We start from the raw sequence: 13,954 nt of genomic DNA, 5'->3' as shown, positions 1-13,954 counted from the left end.
GTCTCTTTTTCACGTTTACCCCTTTTGTACTCACCGTTGTTTCCTGTTTCCGGATGTCTGCTGGTTAATTACTGATAGGTCAGAGAGAACCAAACTTGCGCGTTTGCCGCTCCTCCGGTGACCTGATTGCCGGTCGCCCGATATTTGGCTACAAAATGTAGCGTGGTGGGGCCGGTATACAGCCGCCGCCAGGCGCCCGGCGGGCTATTCAGCGGAATCAATTGATCTTCATTATCAAATAACGCGATGCCTACGCCGGTGGCGATACCCGGTCCTTCGCCAACCGAGAGCACATCCGGATTTTTGCCATCGGCCACGCCGCGAAACGACACGCCGACATGCTGGCTGACTGCGGTGCTGCAATCCTGAAGGTGAATATCGAATGGCACGGGGTTGGCATCTTCCCCGGCTGAATGAAAGCGATTGCTGCTGATCTGCCCCATATTGACGGTCATCTGCTGGTCGCCGGCTTCAACGCGGCAGGACTCGGCGATGATGACGCCCTGAAAACGCATGTTTCCCCCGGCGACCGTGACGTTCCAGTGGTTGCCGGCTTGCGCCAGCGGCGAAAGCAGAAACATCAGCAGACCTGTCTTCACTCCTTGCATCGTTATCACCCCAATCCCGTAGTGGATAACGGGCCATCCTGGCCCGGAATGCTTCCCTGTCTGATGTTTGAATTACTCGTATTGCACTTTGAAGGTGGCGTCTGCGTTAGCAGTACCGGCAGTAGCCGCGCCAGTGGCGTAGTAACGCGCCTGGAAAGGAATGATGTTGGTGCCGTCGTTCAGCGTGGTGGCCGCGCTGAAGGTTGCGCCATCCAGGCCCAACGGAGTGCCGGTTTTGTCGAGGATCTGTACGCCGACGTTGGTCGCGCCGCCAGCAGCGGAGCTCTGCAGTGCCAGAACGCTGGTGTTGGTGCTATCAACCGCGGTACCGGAGAAAGCGACAGAGGCTTTGGTCGCGACAGTGGTATCACAGTCATCTAACTGAATGTTGAAACCGACTGCGGAGCTGGTGCTGCCCGCGGTAGCCAGTTTTGCCGAACGAACCTGGCCTAACTGAACGGTCTGATCGATAGAACCGGCATCGACTGCACAGGCTGCGTTGACGATTTCTCCTTTAAAATGCACTGTACCGCCATTTACCGTGGTGGTATCGGCCAAGGCCGCCGCGGAGCTCAGGGACAGAGCTGACAGAACAACGATTGCCAGTGTTTTGATTTTCATGCTGTTTTCCTTTAAACAAAATCGATATTACGAACCAAAATTGGCAGCCGTTTTGCCTTCCAGGCATTCCATAAATCAGCCGAATGGTGCGACTGCCGGTTCTGCACAGTTTTCGCCCCTACTGATGAGTCAATTGGGGCCATTTTGACTCGTCGGGATTTATGGCTTTTATTTTGTTTATGTTGGTTTATTATTGGATTTATATACTGATTTTTGTTTATTTAATGGATTTAAAAACTACGACTCTGCCGGGTATGGAAAAAAGACGTGCTTGAGTTCAATGTTGAGAAGTGAGTGTGTGGTAGATAGTCGGAGGAGGATAAGTAAAGAAAGGTCGTTATAGAAGTTAATGTAAATCAATAAGATAAGATTTTTTTTGATGAAATATGCACTTGTCAGTTGCAAAAGATTACAAAACATTTTTATGATATAGACAGTTTGGCCCCAATTGACTTGTTCAATCTTAAAAATTTTCCTTTTTATCAATTGGTTATCCTATTTCTTCCGCGCTTGTAAATTTTCCTCTAAAAGGTTGTTTCTTTCCCATATCCCGGCAAAACGCGCTGCATTACTGGCGGTATAACGGACAGTGTGGCGAATATTACGATGTCCGAGATAATCCTGGATCAAACGGGTATCTGCCCCTCTTTCAGCTAGCTCATAGCCGCAGGCGTGGCGCAGCATATGTGGATGCGTATGCGTCACGGTTCCTGCCTCTTCCCCGGCGGTGCGGATAATACGATAAGCCTGTTGCCGTGAAAGCGGGGTACCGCGGCGCGAGATAAATAGTGCGTCGCTTTTACCTGCTGCTTTCCAGTTGGCCCGTTGTTGCGTCCAGCGTTCTATCGCTTCGCGTTCATCAAAACGCAGCGGATGTACGGTAGAGAAACCGTTCTTTAAGCGGCGGACATTGATGCGTCCTTCGTTAAGGTCGAGATCGCGATAGTGCAGATCGAGTAATTCGCTGATACGCATCCCGTGACGAAACGCCAACAGGATCAGACAGTAATCTCGTTCGCCGGTTGGGCCGTGCTGGGCCGCCTGCATCATTGCCTGTACTTCTTTGGCGGTGAGAAAACGACGTCGGTTCACAATTTTAAGCTCCTGAATTTAAGTTTACTCGCAAGGAACAGCCTGGGAAAAAGATCCCTGGCTGGATAAAAAACAATCTGAATGCAAAGGCCGTATTATTTGAAGGGGCTAATGACAAAACAGGTATCACATTACATTTACACATGCATAAATTATCGCCACGCGATAATTCTTATTTTTATCTATTTTATTGTTTACCACAATAGAGCCGCGCAAGGTCGCTGGCAGGTGCATAAAATAGCAAGGAAAAAAGTTAATACCAGCTATTTATTGAACGGAAAACATGTGCTGAAAGGATTAATTTAACAATAAATAACGAACTAATATCCTGATGGTTTACAGGTGCATAGGAACGTTTTTTTTCATGTTCTAAATAAGAACTTTTAAGAACAATAAACATATTTAACGTATGGTTAATTTTTATTAATGTTTCGCAAGAAAAAATCTATATATGAGGAAAGCTGCATTTTATCGCAGCCTAAACAGAGCAAATTTGCAACAGCCAGACCGTGGGAAGGGTTTGCAATGTCTGCAGGGGGAAATGCGATGCACCGATAACGAAACGCCATCCGTGGCGTAAGGTTACCTTACTGGAAAAGCGACGTTCTCTGCTTCTCGCGGGATTTATCCCAAATCCCGTAAAAGCGTCCGGCGTTACTGGCCGTGTACCAGACGGTATGGCGAATGTTACGGTGGCCGAGATAATCCTGGATAAGACGCGTATCGATGCCCATATTGGCCAGCGCAAAGCCACAGGAGTGACGCAACATGTGCGGATGAATTTCCAGCGGTAGTCCTGCCTGATCGCCAGAGGCGGAAATAATCTGGTAAAACTGTTGGCGTGAAAGCGGGTTACCCTTACGTGATAGAAATAACCACTCGCTGGTGGATTGTGGATATTCATCACGAATATCCAGCCAGCGCTTTAGTGCCAGAATCTCTTTATTCAGCAACGGGTGTGTCGTTGAGAACCCTTTTTTTAAACGGTGGATGTAAATACATTTTGAACGCAAATCAATATCCGAAATTCGCAGTCGGCAAATTTCACTGGCACGAAATCCATGAATAAAGCAAAGCAATGTCAGGCAATAATTACGAGCAGCATGTGGTCCACTATTGGCAGCGTTAAGCAGTGACTCGATTTCATTCTGAGTCAGGAAGTTCCTTTTTTTTATTTCGCTATTATTCTTCATTATGTTCCCTTTCTATTGCAGGCGTACATTACTATCCCATAGGCTCTGGTTGGCCTATTACAGGATCCGAAGATAGGTTTCGCATTTTATAAGTAAGCATGATGCGGATCGTTTTTAATATTCCTCAAGTAACAAGGACCGTGTCGCGGTAACGCTGCGCGAAATCCAGTGGGTATAATGAAGTCTCCCCGCCGTCGGAGTGTAGTGCGCTGGCGAATTTTTGATGCGATGCGCTCAGGCATTTGATGTATATCGATTTTCCTGGGGGTTTACACGTCCTGTTCATCCTTTCTCCTCTTGAGTATGCGCGCTTACAGCAAGGTCATTGACTACCGGCTGATAAACTGAGTCCTGGCTGGATAACGCTATGACCGTTATCCATGAGGATAATTGCCTCAATAAACAGGTTGGTATTGCGTAAATGTTTTACCGTAGGCAAACAGCGTCCGGCGATTGTTAGCATTCACTGCAACACTACAACAGCGATTAAACCATACTGCAAAAATCGTAGGGAGAATAGCGTTAATAAATGTGCAGACGTTTCAAAGAGAGATTTTACTTATTATCGAGCAGTCGGAATTTTCCGCTCAAGTAATCAGTTAACGGGGGGCTTAATCGGAGTTTTTCAGCAATTTTAGGAAGTTATCGATGTTGGTCACTCAGCCGTAACCGCTTATGATACATAGATAATTCATCTTCAGGAGCTCATGGAAATAGATGAGCTAGCTTCCCTGGTTTAGCAACATAATAGCTACCTGTGACCCACGATTATATTAGTTGGTAAGACGGTGCGGCGCTAAAGAAGTTACTCTATGAGCGCCGTCGCTTACGAATTATCTTAACTGCTGGTAGAACAGGATAATAGCGATGGCAATCATGATAAGCCCTGAAACCATGCTTACTCCCTTCGCCGCCTGCGGCCGGGCTGCCAGTACCGCGCGTGAACCGTAGCCGACCAACAGATAAATTAGCGTACAGGTCATCAGATGCATCGCGCCCAGCGCCGACATCTGCAGTGCCAGCGGCCAACTGCCGTGGGGATCGGTAAACTGCGGTAGCAGGGCGAGGAACAACAGAAAGACTTTTGGATTAAGGCCGCTAATACATAACCCTTTAACCGCCCATCTATTCCAGCTGCCAGCCGATTGTTTCGCCGCGCTCGGCGCCGCCGGATGGCGTAATATCATGACCCCGAGCCACAGTAGATAGACCGCGCCCGCCAGCGTGATCGCTGATAGCGCCAGCGGATGGCCGGCGATCAACACGCCGACGCCAGCGACGACGACAATGGTCGCCAGCAGATGACCTGACATCAGCCCCATCACTGCCGGGACCACGCGACGACCGTTGATACCGGCGCTAATGGCATAGGCCCAGTCGGCACCGGGAGTCATAATCAACAGAAACGAGACTACCCAGAAGCTGGCGATCAGGCTCATTTCCATCAGCAACGCTCCTTAATGATATTAGACATCACACACTCGCAAAATTAGGTTATCGTGTGAGAAAGAATATCGACATAGAAGCGAAATGAGCTTTCAATGTTATGTCCTGAACCGGCGTTTAAAGAGAAAATCTTCCAAATGGATAGCATAGATCGAAAAATTCTTGCTGAGCTGCAGGCGGATGGTCGTCTGTCGATAACTGAACTGGCGGAGCGGGTAAACTTGAGCCTCTCTCCCTGCCACCGGCGACTACGCGCGCTGGAGCAAGAGGGGGTGATTACCGGTTATCGCGCCAATCTCGATCCGGGTAAAATGGGATTCAATTTTCTGGCTATCGTTTTCGCCACGTTGAAAGAGGGCGATAAGAAAGCGGTCAGCGCTTTTGAGGAGGCGGTGGCGGAGATCCCGCAGGTTGTGCTGGCGCAACGTTTGTTTGGCGATCCGGATTATCTGATGCATGTCGTTACCCGGGATCTTCCCGCATTTCAGAAACTCTATGATGACAAACTGTCGGCGATGCCCGGCGTGCAGCATTTACGTTCGACGCTGGTGATGAAAACCGTGGTGCAAGATCGCCCTTTTCCACTGGAAACGTTAAACGCTTCCCGCTAACGCCCTGCGGCCAGGGCATTGCAGTATGGTTATTACCACTTCTCATCACGCGCGTCGCGGCGGCCTTCGCGCCGATTTTCTCGCTTATCTGCGCGACAGCGCATATTGCTCTTGTCGTCATTTCTCACGCATTCACGTTTTTCTTCACGTCCACTCTGGCGCGCATCCTGACGAATATCGCGAGCATCCTGGCGTTTTTCCGCGCGGTAGGTGGCGTGTGCGGTGAGGGTCGGCAGCAACAGGGCGGCGGTAAGCAGAGGCAGGATTATTTTTTTCATTGTCGGAACCTTAAATATAAAAATAAATCACGGAATGTTATAATTGTGGTTCGTAATCTTATGTAAATCGACACAAAATGTGCTGAATTCTCTTTTTTTTAGTTTATTATTAAACACGCCCGGCAAATTCTCATTTTATTATTCTCGTTGCTACGTATTTTAGCTTATTACGCTAAAGAGATTACGTATATGGCATCAGGGCTCATTCGCTTTAAGTATTTGCATTGATTTTTATCAACGATTCTTATTCATCAGGTTGTGGCGGGTATTTGGCCGTGCGATGCTCGCGGCATGAGATTTTTCTCAGTCCCCGCGAAGTTAAATGGAATTGTTAATAAAAGGAATATTATATGAAGCGTTCAATTATTGCTGCTGCAGTATTTTCAACCGTGCTGATGAATGTTAATGCTTTTGCTGCGGCGCCAAATGAAGAGCAGGGCGAGTTAGTTATTATTGGTAATGTTATTAATTCTTCCTGTCGTTTTGAAACCGATTATAGCAGTACAATTCAGCTGGCTGATGTTGATGCAACCCGTTTTGCCGGCATGGCGGCCGGTGAAGTCTTATCCGGTAATTTCGCCACCAGTAGCGATCCATTAACTATCGTTTGCCCGGAAGGCACAGTATTGAAATCGATTGATATTAGCGGCGGGACCTATACTACCGGCGGCGTACTTAATCCTATCGCGACGACAACTTCTGCTAATGGTGTCGGTTTTAAATTAAAACTGGGTGATTCGGAGATTAATGAAAATACCATGTATGACGTTAATAATTTGCCGCGGGCGGTGACTTCTGTGGGCAATGGCGTCTATCAAATGAACTTCTCTGCGCAATACGCACGAATTAATGCCACCACTCCGGTGACCGCCGGTGAAGTCCGCTCGGTGTTAACGATTGCCGTATCTGCGGAGTAAGGACCTGTGCCGGCGTTTCGCCGGCAATTATTGTGCTGAGGGTGTGGTGCTATGAAACGGATTTTATTAGCAGGCTTATTTATCGCTATGCAACCCGCGCATGCCGGAGTGGTGATTTTCGGTACCCGGGTTGTCTATCCGGCTGAGAAACAAGAAGTGGTCGTACAGTTGATGAATCATGGCGCCCGCTCTTCACTGGTGCAGTCGTGGATAGACGATGGCAATACCTCGTTGCCGCCGGAAAAAATCAACGTGCCTTTCCTGCTGTCGCCGCCGGTGGCGCGCATAACGGGTAACTCCGGTCAGCAGCTGCGAATTAAAAAGTTAGCCAACAAACTTCCGGCGAACAAAGAGTCGCTGTTTTATCTCAACGTACTCGATATTCCTCCGAATACACCAGGCAGTGAGGGGGCGAATACGCTGCGGTTTGCCATGCAAAACCGCATTAAGCTTTTTTATCGCCCTAAAGGTATCGCGGCGGTAAATAAAGATACGTTTAAAAGTATTTCGTTGTCTTCGCGCAAAAACGCTCTGCATATTGCCAATGGTTCGGCAAATTGGTTGACGATTACTGAAATTAAACTCAGTAACGTTAAAGTCAATGAGCGCAGCGTTATGCTTGCGCCGTTATCCAGTCAGGATGTTTTTTTAAAAAATAATCTCGCCCGCCAGTATTCGCTAACGATGATTGATGATAATGGGAACTTTATTAGCGACAGGCTCAATGTAAAATAATAAATAATGGAGTTGGCCATGTTAAGGATGACGCCGCTTTCCTCAATGATATTGTTGGTTTTATTATCCGGCCAGTTGCAGGCCGCTGAGGAGACTTTTGATACCAATTTTATGATCGGCGGAATGAAAGGTGAGAAATCGTCAAGCTTTCGCTTCGCGGATAATCAACCGCTGCCTGGGGAATATGAATTGGATATTTACGTCAATAAACAATGGCGTGGTAAATATCCAATCGTAGTCGCCAGTAATCCGGATGATACCTGCTTGTCATCGGCATTATTAAATCAGCTGGGAATCAAAGCGGATAGCGCGCAGATGGTGAAAGATAACCAGTGTATGACGCTAAAATCTGCGGTGCGGAGCGGCAGTTATACCTTTAATATCAATATTTTTCAGCTTGATTTAGAAATTCCGCAGGCCTACGTTCTGGATCTTGAGCGCGGCTACGTCGCGCCGGAAAGTTGGGACCGCGGCGTTAACGCGCTGTATACCTCTTATTATCTGAGCCAGTATTACAGCGACTATAAAGACAGCGGCAATAATAAAAGCACCTATGCCCGTTTCAACAGCGGGCTGAACCTGTTGAGCTGGCAGTTGCACTCTGACGCCACCTACAGCAAGGCCGATAGCGGTGGTGGCGACTGGAAGAGCAACACCCTGTATCTGGAACGCGGCTTCGCGCCGATTTTAGGCACCTTGCGTGCAGGCGACATGTATACCTCAGCGGATATTTTCGATGCGGTACGCTTTCGTGGGGTTCGTCTGTTCCGCGACATGCAAATGTTGCCAAACTCAAAACAGAACTTTACGCCGATCGTACAGGGGATTGCCCAGAGCAACGCGCTGGTGACTATTGAGCAGAACGGCTTCACCGTCTATCAGAAAGAGGTGCCGCCGGGACCGTTCGCGATTGCCGATTTACAACTCGCCGGCGGCGGGGCGGATCTCGATGTCACTATCCGGGAAGCCGACGGCTCGGTAACCACCTACCTGGTGCCTTATTCCTCGGTACCTAATATGTTGCAGCCGGGGGTGTCTAAATATGACATTTCCGCCGGGCGCAGCCATATCGAAGGCGCCAGCAATCAGGAAGACTTTATGCAGGCTAGCTATCAATATGGCCTGAACAACCTGCTGACCCTGTATGGCGGTACCATGCTCGGTACCGACTATCAAGCTTTTACTATGGGAACCGGGTGGAATACTCATCTCGGCGCGGTATCCGTTGACGGCACGTGGGCGCGCAGCGATCAGGATAACGGGACTTTTGAAGGGCAAAGTTATCAGCTTGCCTACAACAAATATCTCACCCAGACTAAAACGCGTTTCGGTATGGCGGCTTATCGCTATTCAACCAGCGACTATCGTACCTTTAACGATCATGTCTGGGCGAAGAACCGTAATAGTTATCACCATGATGATAATGACGTTTACAACATTGATGATTATTACCGTTATGATTTTGGCCGTAAAAATAGTTTTTCCGCCAATATTAGCCAGTCGTTGCCGGAAGGATTAGGGTCTTTCTCACTGAGCGCTTTATGGCGTGATTACTGGGGAAAAAGCGGCAGTAATAAAGATTATCAACTGAGCTACACCAATAACTGGCAGCGGGTTTCCTGGACCATTTCGGCCAGCCAGACCTATGATGAGGATCATCATGAAGATAAGCGCTTTAACCTCTTCATTTCGATTCCGCTTATCTGGGGAGAGAGTGATAGCGTACTGGCGCGTCGTCTGACGCTGTCGAATTCGACGACTTTCGATAACGACGGTTTTGCCTCCAATAACACCGGCATCAGCGGAACCGGCGGCCAACGAGACCAGTTTGATTATGGTGTGAACTTTAGCCGGCAGCAGCAAAATCATGAAACCACCGCCGGCGGCAACCTTACCTGGAACGCGCCGCTGGCGACGCTGAGCGGCAGCTACAGCCAGTCGTCAAAATATACCCAGGCCAGCGGCAGCCTGTCGGGTGGAGTGGTAGCCTGGTCCGGCGGCGTCAATTTCGCGAACCAGCTGTCGGAAACCTTCGCCATTATTCAGGCGCCGGGCCTGGAAAATGCTTTCGTTAATGGTCAGAAATATCGCACCACCAACGGTCAGGGAACGGTCATTTTCGATCACGTATTGCCCTATCGCGAAAGTTCGTTACTGCTGAATACCGCCAATACGCAGAGCAAAACCGAGTTGATTGGCAACCGTAAAGCGGTCGCTCCGTACCGCGGCGCGGTGGTGCTGGCGCGTTTCGATACCGATCAACGTCAACCCTGGCTTATTCACGCCGAACGCCCGGACGGTACGCCGCTGAAATTTGGCTATGAAATTGAAGATAACGACGGACAGAATGTCGGCGTCGTCGGTCAGGGCAGCATGCTGTATATCCGCACCGATAACGTACCGCCGTCGATAACCATCGCGGTCGATAAGCAGCAGGGCCATTACTGCACCATTACATTTAAACATACCATTGATGAAGGTAAGACCTATGTCTGCCGCTAAAAGGACGATTTTCATGAAATGGATAATTTTGCTGGTATTAAGCTTATGCTCTTTTTTAGCGCGGGCGGGGAACTGTGATGTCACCCCGGATGTTAAATCGCTGACGGTTGACGCTAGTGGTAATTACACATTTAAACCGCTGGCCGCCAGCGGTGAATTGAATGTCCAAAACAGTGATATTCAGGCCGACGGATTTCACTTTATCTGCAACAGTACGCAAAATGTCAGCGTCTCGGTGGCATCGTCGCCCCCTGACAATAAAGACTTCTACGTGGTGGTCGGCAGTAAAACCTACGTGATGGAGTTTTCTCTCGATCCTGCAAAACTCAACGCGCTTGCGGATGGTAATATCATAAAAAATCAGAGTTATAACTTAGCGGATATCTTCAACAGCGTGATCGGTATTCGCTATACGATTAAAGAAGGCGCGGCGGTCGGGACGCAGGTGAGGCCAGGAGAATCCTTTCCACTGCTTTACTCGATGCGCTTTGAGTACTGTAAAGGCAATAAAGATTGCCATGTGATAACCATCAATTACACCTTTAACGTCACCCTGCAGATTAATATTATGACCTGCGGTTTTGACGTCCCGAGCCGTCTCATCAATATGGGCGATTACAGCTACTTCGATATTAAAGAAGACAAAGCGCAATATCGCATGGAAAGCGTTGATATCGACTGTAGCCAGAACGAGTCGGCGGTATTCGAACTGACGCCCGGTAAAATTGATTATTACTTTGTCGCCGCCTCCGGCTTTGCCGGCACCAGCAAAATATTGAAGAATGACGATCAGGATGCCGCCACCGGCGCCGGAGAAGTCGGTTTTCATCTGCGCGATAGCCAGGGCGGGGAACTCCAGTACGGCAGCGGTTTCCTTTATCACTCCGACGAGGAGGCCCGGCATGGCAGCAACAACCCGATCTATCTGCAAATCAAACCGATGAAATATGGCGAGAATATCCGCGGCGGTACGATTAAAAGCCGGGTCATTATCGTGGTGAACAATAACTAACCCTCTGTACCGCGCGCCTTCCTTTGCGCGCGGTGTACGTGGTTTACGTGGTTTACGTGGTTGCGACCGGTTCAGGTCGCAACTGCTGCTGGCGAATACTCACCAGCGCCAGCAGCGCCAGTAGCGCGAAAGCCAGCAGCATCAGCGCAATGGGGATATAGCTATCCCACATCATTAGAAAAGCCACCGCCAGCATCGGGCTAATACCGCCGGAAATCACCGCCCCAATCTCATGTCCCAGCGCCAGCCCGGTGTAGCGTACCTCCACCGGAAATAGATCCACCATCAGACACGGCTGCGCGGCAATCATCGCGCCATGGCACAATGGCAATGCCAACAGCATGGCGAGCAGCATCGCCGGGAAGGTGTGCATATTCAGCAGCCAGAAGAAGGGGAAGGCCACCAGCGCCATGCCTATCACGCCGATGTAGTAAAGCCGCTTACGGCCAATGCGATCGGAAAGCCATCCCCAGCCGAGAATCGTGGCGATCTCCACCGTCATAGCGATGGTGACCGCCGCGATCAGGTCGCGGGTGTCGATGCCGATATGTTTGCAATAGACCACTGAAAATGTGAAGAAGATATACACCGCGCCGTTTTCCGCCAGCCGCAGGCCGATCGCCTGCAATATCGCTCGTGGATGATTTTTAAAGGCGCTGAGTACCGGTAAATGATGGGCCTCATTTTGGCTGTCGTTTTCTGCTTTGCGCGCCACGAATTCCGCATTTTCCTGGATGTTACGGCGAATATAGACGCCGACCAGAAAGATAAACAAGCTGAGCAAAAACGGAATACGCCACGCCCACGACATCACCTCTTCCTGTGGTAGCAGCTGTACCAGATAGAATGCCAGCGAAGAAAGAACAAACCCGCCGCAGACTCCTACCTGGCTCCAGGCGGTGTAGTACCCTTTCTGGCTTTCCGGCGCGTTTTCGCTGAGCATCAACACCCCGCCGCCCCATTCGCCGCCGGAAGCCACGCCCTGTACAAAGCGCAGCGTAATCAAGGCAATTGGCGCCAGCAAGCCGATGTGGGCGTAGGTTGGCAGCAGGCCAATTAAGAACGTACTGGCGCCCATCAGCGTCAGGGTGATGATGAGCGTCATTTTGCGACTGTAGCGATCGCCGAGATGGCCGAATATCACGCCGCCGAGCGGGCGGGCGATAAAGCCGATGGCGAAGCCGGAAAAGGCTAAAAATGAACCGAGCAGCGGGTCATTCGTGGCGGGGAAAAACAGCGGCCCGAAGACCAGCGCCGCCGCGGTGCCGTACAGGAAAAAATCGTACCATTCCAGCGAGTTGCCAAGAAAAGACCCGATGATTAATTTGCGCATAGGTTGCGCCGGGGGGACCGTTGTACCGCTCACAGCTCCAGACATAAGGTTAACTCCAGTGCAGGTGAATCAGGCGGCGCCTGCTGGCGCCGGGCGATGGGTCGGCTGGGTTTTTATGGTTATGATGAAACTTAACGGCACGACGCCATGCTAAGGGTGTGGAACTGGCGATTAAACCAGACCAGCCCGTCGCTGGGGTTGCCGAAGCGGATCTGTTTGACCTCGCAGTAAAATACGCTGTGGCTGCCCACTTCGTGGCTGTCGGCAATGACGCAGTCGCAGTTCGCCACGGCGGAAGCCAGCGCCGGCGAGCCGGTCTCCAGCGCCAGCCATTCGTCGTGCAGGAAGCGCTCTTCAGAGCGGATTTGGCCGTTGGCGAAAATCCCGGACAATTGCTGATGCTGACCGGAGAGCACGTTAACGCACAGCACGCCGTTGTGCTGGAATTTGCCGTGCGCGAAGGACGAGCGGTTCATGCATACCAGCAGCGTCGGCGGCGAATCCGTCACGCTACACACCGCCGAGGCGGTAAAGCCGAAGCGGCCCGCCGGGCCATCGGTGGTAATGATGGTGATCGCGCTGCCCAGTTGCGCCATGGCATTACGAAAATCAGATGTCAGGTTCATAGTCATACCCGTTATTTCAGTTTGACGTATTCGAAGCCTGCAATAACCAGCCGCGGGGTTTTGGCCCGCGAACAGCACAGCAGGATCTGGTCGTTGTCTTCGCGTTCTTCTTCGGTTAAATACTCGTCGCGGTGGTCAGGTACGCCGCTACAAACGTTGGCGAGGCAGGTGCCGCAGACGCCCTGTTGGCAGGAGACTTTCACTTTGATGCCGGCCTTTTGCAGCGCGGCGACGATGGTCTCGTTTTCGCCGACGGTAACGCTAAGGTTGAGTTCCGGAACCTCAACCTCAAAGCTGCCGCCGCTGGTTTCGACCTCGCGGTTGAAATACTCCTGATGCAGCCGCTCCGCGCTGAAACCGCACCCCTGCGCCGTTTCATTAATCCACGCCATAAAACCCTCCGGACCGCAAACGTACAGGTGGCCGGCGGCGGCGTGAGGCGTCAGGAGTTCCTGAGGGCGGATCCGGTCGTTTTCATCGCTGATATGTAGCTGAACGTGCGCGCTAAAGTGGCAATCCGCCAGTTCGGCCAGAAACGCCATTCCCTCACGGCTGTGGCCGCAGTAATGCACTTCGAAGGATTTCCCGGCGCGAAATAGCGTATCGGCCATCGCCAGCATCGGCGTGATGCCAATGCCGCCGCCGATCAGAATGCTATGAGGCGCCGACATCTCCAGCGCGAACAGGTTGCGCGGGGGGCTAATTTGCACCTCGTCGCCGGGCTGTAAAGCGTGCGCCGCCAGCGAACCGCCGCGCGAGGCGCGATCCTTGAGGATCCCCAACCGATAGCGCTGCGGGTGATGGGCGCTGCCGCACAGCGAATACTGGCGCACGATGCCATCGCCAAGATGCAGATCGATATGCGCCCCGGCGCTAAACGAGGGCAGGGGAGCGCCGTCCGGCGAGGCCAGCGTCAGGACTACCACCTCGGCTCCCTGAATTTCGCGTTCTGTGACGCGTACCGTCAATGTTTCAGCCAT

Annotated in this window: 14 protein-coding genes; 5 read left to right on the top strand and 9 right to left on the bottom strand. The window is 51.0% G+C overall.

Features of this window, described 5'->3' with window-relative positions; genetic code table 11:
* Positions 1-68: 68 nt before the first annotated feature.
* The 5 genes from ACSEMK_RS06610 to ACSEMK_RS06590 form a co-directional block, all read right to left on the bottom strand.
* The gene (locus ACSEMK_RS06610) at positions 69-608 is read right to left on the bottom strand and encodes a fimbrial protein (protein ID WP_123273292.1); all 540 of its coding nucleotides are present in this window, start codon (positions 606-608) and stop codon (positions 69-71) included.
* A gap of 72 nt (positions 609-680) precedes the next feature.
* Positions 681-1,229 (bottom strand): type 1 fimbrial major subunit FimA, encoded by a 549-nt coding sequence (gene fimA / locus ACSEMK_RS06605; RefSeq protein WP_045373910.1) that lies wholly within the window; start codon positions 1,227-1,229, stop codon positions 681-683.
* A 495-nt stretch (positions 1,230-1,724) separates the two neighbouring features.
* Complete coding sequence (gene fimE, locus ACSEMK_RS06600; RefSeq protein ID WP_213316528.1) at positions 1,725-2,321, bottom strand: type 1 fimbria switch DNA invertase FimE; 597 nt, start codon at positions 2,319-2,321, stop codon at positions 1,725-1,727.
* A gap of 587 nt (positions 2,322-2,908) precedes the next feature.
* Positions 2,909-3,514, bottom strand: a complete 606-nt coding sequence (locus ACSEMK_RS06595) for a tyrosine-type DNA invertase (RefSeq protein ID WP_087859712.1) — start codon at positions 3,512-3,514, stop codon at positions 2,909-2,911.
* Positions 3,515-4,347: 833 nt separating this feature from the next.
* Positions 4,348-4,959, bottom strand: coding sequence for a LysE family translocator (locus tag ACSEMK_RS06590; RefSeq protein ID WP_087859711.1), 612 nt, complete (start codon positions 4,957-4,959; stop codon positions 4,348-4,350).
* A gap of 138 nt (positions 4,960-5,097) precedes the next feature.
* On the opposite strand from ACSEMK_RS06590, the gene ACSEMK_RS06585 reads away from it, so the two are divergent.
* Positions 5,098-5,571: an Lrp/AsnC family transcriptional regulator gene (locus ACSEMK_RS06585; RefSeq protein WP_032706451.1), complete on the top strand. Its 474-nt coding sequence runs from the start codon at positions 5,098-5,100 to the stop codon at positions 5,569-5,571.
* Positions 5,572-5,603: 32 nt separating this feature from the next.
* Here the strand turns inward: ACSEMK_RS06585 and ACSEMK_RS06580 are convergent, their stop codons facing one another.
* Positions 5,604-5,849 (bottom strand): hypothetical protein, encoded by a 246-nt coding sequence (locus tag ACSEMK_RS06580; RefSeq protein WP_435336329.1) that lies wholly within the window; start codon positions 5,847-5,849, stop codon positions 5,604-5,606.
* Between the two features lie 350 nt (positions 5,850-6,199).
* Here ACSEMK_RS06580 and ACSEMK_RS06575 point away from each other — a divergent pair, with 350 nt between their 5' ends.
* From ACSEMK_RS06575 to ACSEMK_RS06560, 4 genes are read left to right on the top strand one after another with little or no spacing between them, the layout of a single operon-like run.
* Positions 6,200-6,766: a fimbrial protein gene (locus tag ACSEMK_RS06575; protein ID WP_308957845.1), complete on the top strand. Its 567-nt coding sequence runs from the start codon at positions 6,200-6,202 to the stop codon at positions 6,764-6,766.
* 51 nt (positions 6,767-6,817) lie between these two features.
* Complete coding sequence (locus ACSEMK_RS06570) at positions 6,818-7,501, top strand: fimbria/pilus periplasmic chaperone (RefSeq protein ID WP_015369880.1); 684 nt, start codon at positions 6,818-6,820, stop codon at positions 7,499-7,501.
* Positions 7,502-7,519: 18 nt separating this feature from the next.
* Positions 7,520-10,003 (top strand): fimbrial biogenesis outer membrane usher protein, encoded by a 2,484-nt coding sequence (locus ACSEMK_RS06565; protein ID WP_430914670.1) that lies wholly within the window; start codon positions 7,520-7,522, stop codon positions 10,001-10,003.
* A 13-nt stretch (positions 10,004-10,016) separates the two neighbouring features.
* On the top strand, positions 10,017-11,015 hold the full coding sequence (locus ACSEMK_RS06560) for a hypothetical protein (RefSeq protein ID WP_087859705.1): 999 nt from the start codon (positions 10,017-10,019) through the stop codon (positions 11,013-11,015).
* Between the two features lie 52 nt (positions 11,016-11,067).
* Here ACSEMK_RS06560 and ACSEMK_RS06555 read toward each other — a convergent pair whose 3' ends face one another.
* The 3 genes from ACSEMK_RS06555 to ACSEMK_RS06545 all read right to left on the bottom strand — a co-directional run bounded on the left by ACSEMK_RS06555 (position 11,068) and on the right by ACSEMK_RS06545 (position 13,954).
* Positions 11,068-12,348: an MFS transporter gene (locus ACSEMK_RS06555; protein WP_430914669.1), complete on the bottom strand. Its 1,281-nt coding sequence runs from the start codon at positions 12,346-12,348 to the stop codon at positions 11,068-11,070.
* Positions 12,349-12,479: 131 nt separating this feature from the next.
* Positions 12,480-12,974 carry a flavin reductase gene (locus ACSEMK_RS06550; RefSeq protein ID WP_015703350.1) on the bottom strand — a complete coding sequence of 165 codons (495 nt, stop codon included), beginning with the start codon at positions 12,972-12,974 and terminating at the stop codon, positions 12,480-12,482.
* Between the two features lie 11 nt (positions 12,975-12,985).
* The gene (locus ACSEMK_RS06545) at positions 12,986-13,954 is read right to left on the bottom strand and encodes a PDR/VanB family oxidoreductase (protein WP_430914668.1); all 969 of its coding nucleotides are present in this window, start codon (positions 13,952-13,954) and stop codon (positions 12,986-12,988) included.

This window comes from Klebsiella sp. K-3 (assembly GCF_051207495.1).
GTDB classification, from domain to species: Bacteria; Pseudomonadota; Gammaproteobacteria; order Enterobacterales; family Enterobacteriaceae; genus Klebsiella; species Klebsiella aerogenes.
The sequence above is the reverse complement of the archived record's forward strand: the minus strand, read 5'-3'. Positions and strand labels throughout refer to the sequence as shown.

What these genes read in the sequence shown, in the direction of transcription:
- ACSEMK_RS06610 (WP_123273292.1), bottom strand. Translation starts at nt 608, where the DNA reads ATGCAAGGAGTGAAGACAGGTCTGCTGATGTTTCTGCTTTCGCCGCTG.
- fimA (WP_045373910.1), bottom strand. Translation starts at nt 1,229, where the DNA reads ATGAAAATCAAAACACTGGCAATCGTTGTTCTGTCAGCTCTGTCCCTG.
- ACSEMK_RS06595 (WP_087859712.1), bottom strand. Translation starts at nt 3,514, where the DNA reads ATGAAGAATAATAGCGAAATAAAAAAAAGGAACTTCCTGACTCAGAAT.
- ACSEMK_RS06590 (WP_087859711.1), bottom strand. Translation starts at nt 4,959, where the DNA reads ATGGAAATGAGCCTGATCGCCAGCTTCTGGGTAGTCTCGTTTCTGTTG.
- ACSEMK_RS06585 (WP_032706451.1), top strand. Translation starts at nt 5,098, where the DNA reads ATGGATAGCATAGATCGAAAAATTCTTGCTGAGCTGCAGGCGGATGGT.
- ACSEMK_RS06580 (WP_435336329.1), bottom strand. Translation starts at nt 5,849, where the DNA reads ATGAAAAAAATAATCCTGCCTCTGCTTACCGCCGCCCTGTTGCTGCCG.
- ACSEMK_RS06575 (WP_308957845.1), top strand. Translation starts at nt 6,200, where the DNA reads ATGAAGCGTTCAATTATTGCTGCTGCAGTATTTTCAACCGTGCTGATG.
- ACSEMK_RS06570 (WP_015369880.1), top strand. Translation starts at nt 6,818, where the DNA reads ATGAAACGGATTTTATTAGCAGGCTTATTTATCGCTATGCAACCCGCG.
- ACSEMK_RS06565 (WP_430914670.1), top strand. Translation starts at nt 7,520, where the DNA reads ATGTTAAGGATGACGCCGCTTTCCTCAATGATATTGTTGGTTTTATTA.
- ACSEMK_RS06560 (WP_087859705.1), top strand. Translation starts at nt 10,017, where the DNA reads ATGAAATGGATAATTTTGCTGGTATTAAGCTTATGCTCTTTTTTAGCG.
- ACSEMK_RS06555 (WP_430914669.1), bottom strand. Translation starts at nt 12,348, where the DNA reads ATGCGCAAATTAATCATCGGGTCTTTTCTTGGCAACTCGCTGGAATGG.
- ACSEMK_RS06550 (WP_015703350.1), bottom strand. Translation starts at nt 12,974, where the DNA reads ATGAACCTGACATCTGATTTTCGTAATGCCATGGCGCAACTGGGCAGC.
- ACSEMK_RS06545 (WP_430914668.1), bottom strand. Translation starts at nt 13,954, where the DNA reads ATGGCTGAAACATTGACGGTACGCGTCACAGAACGCGAAATTCAGGGA.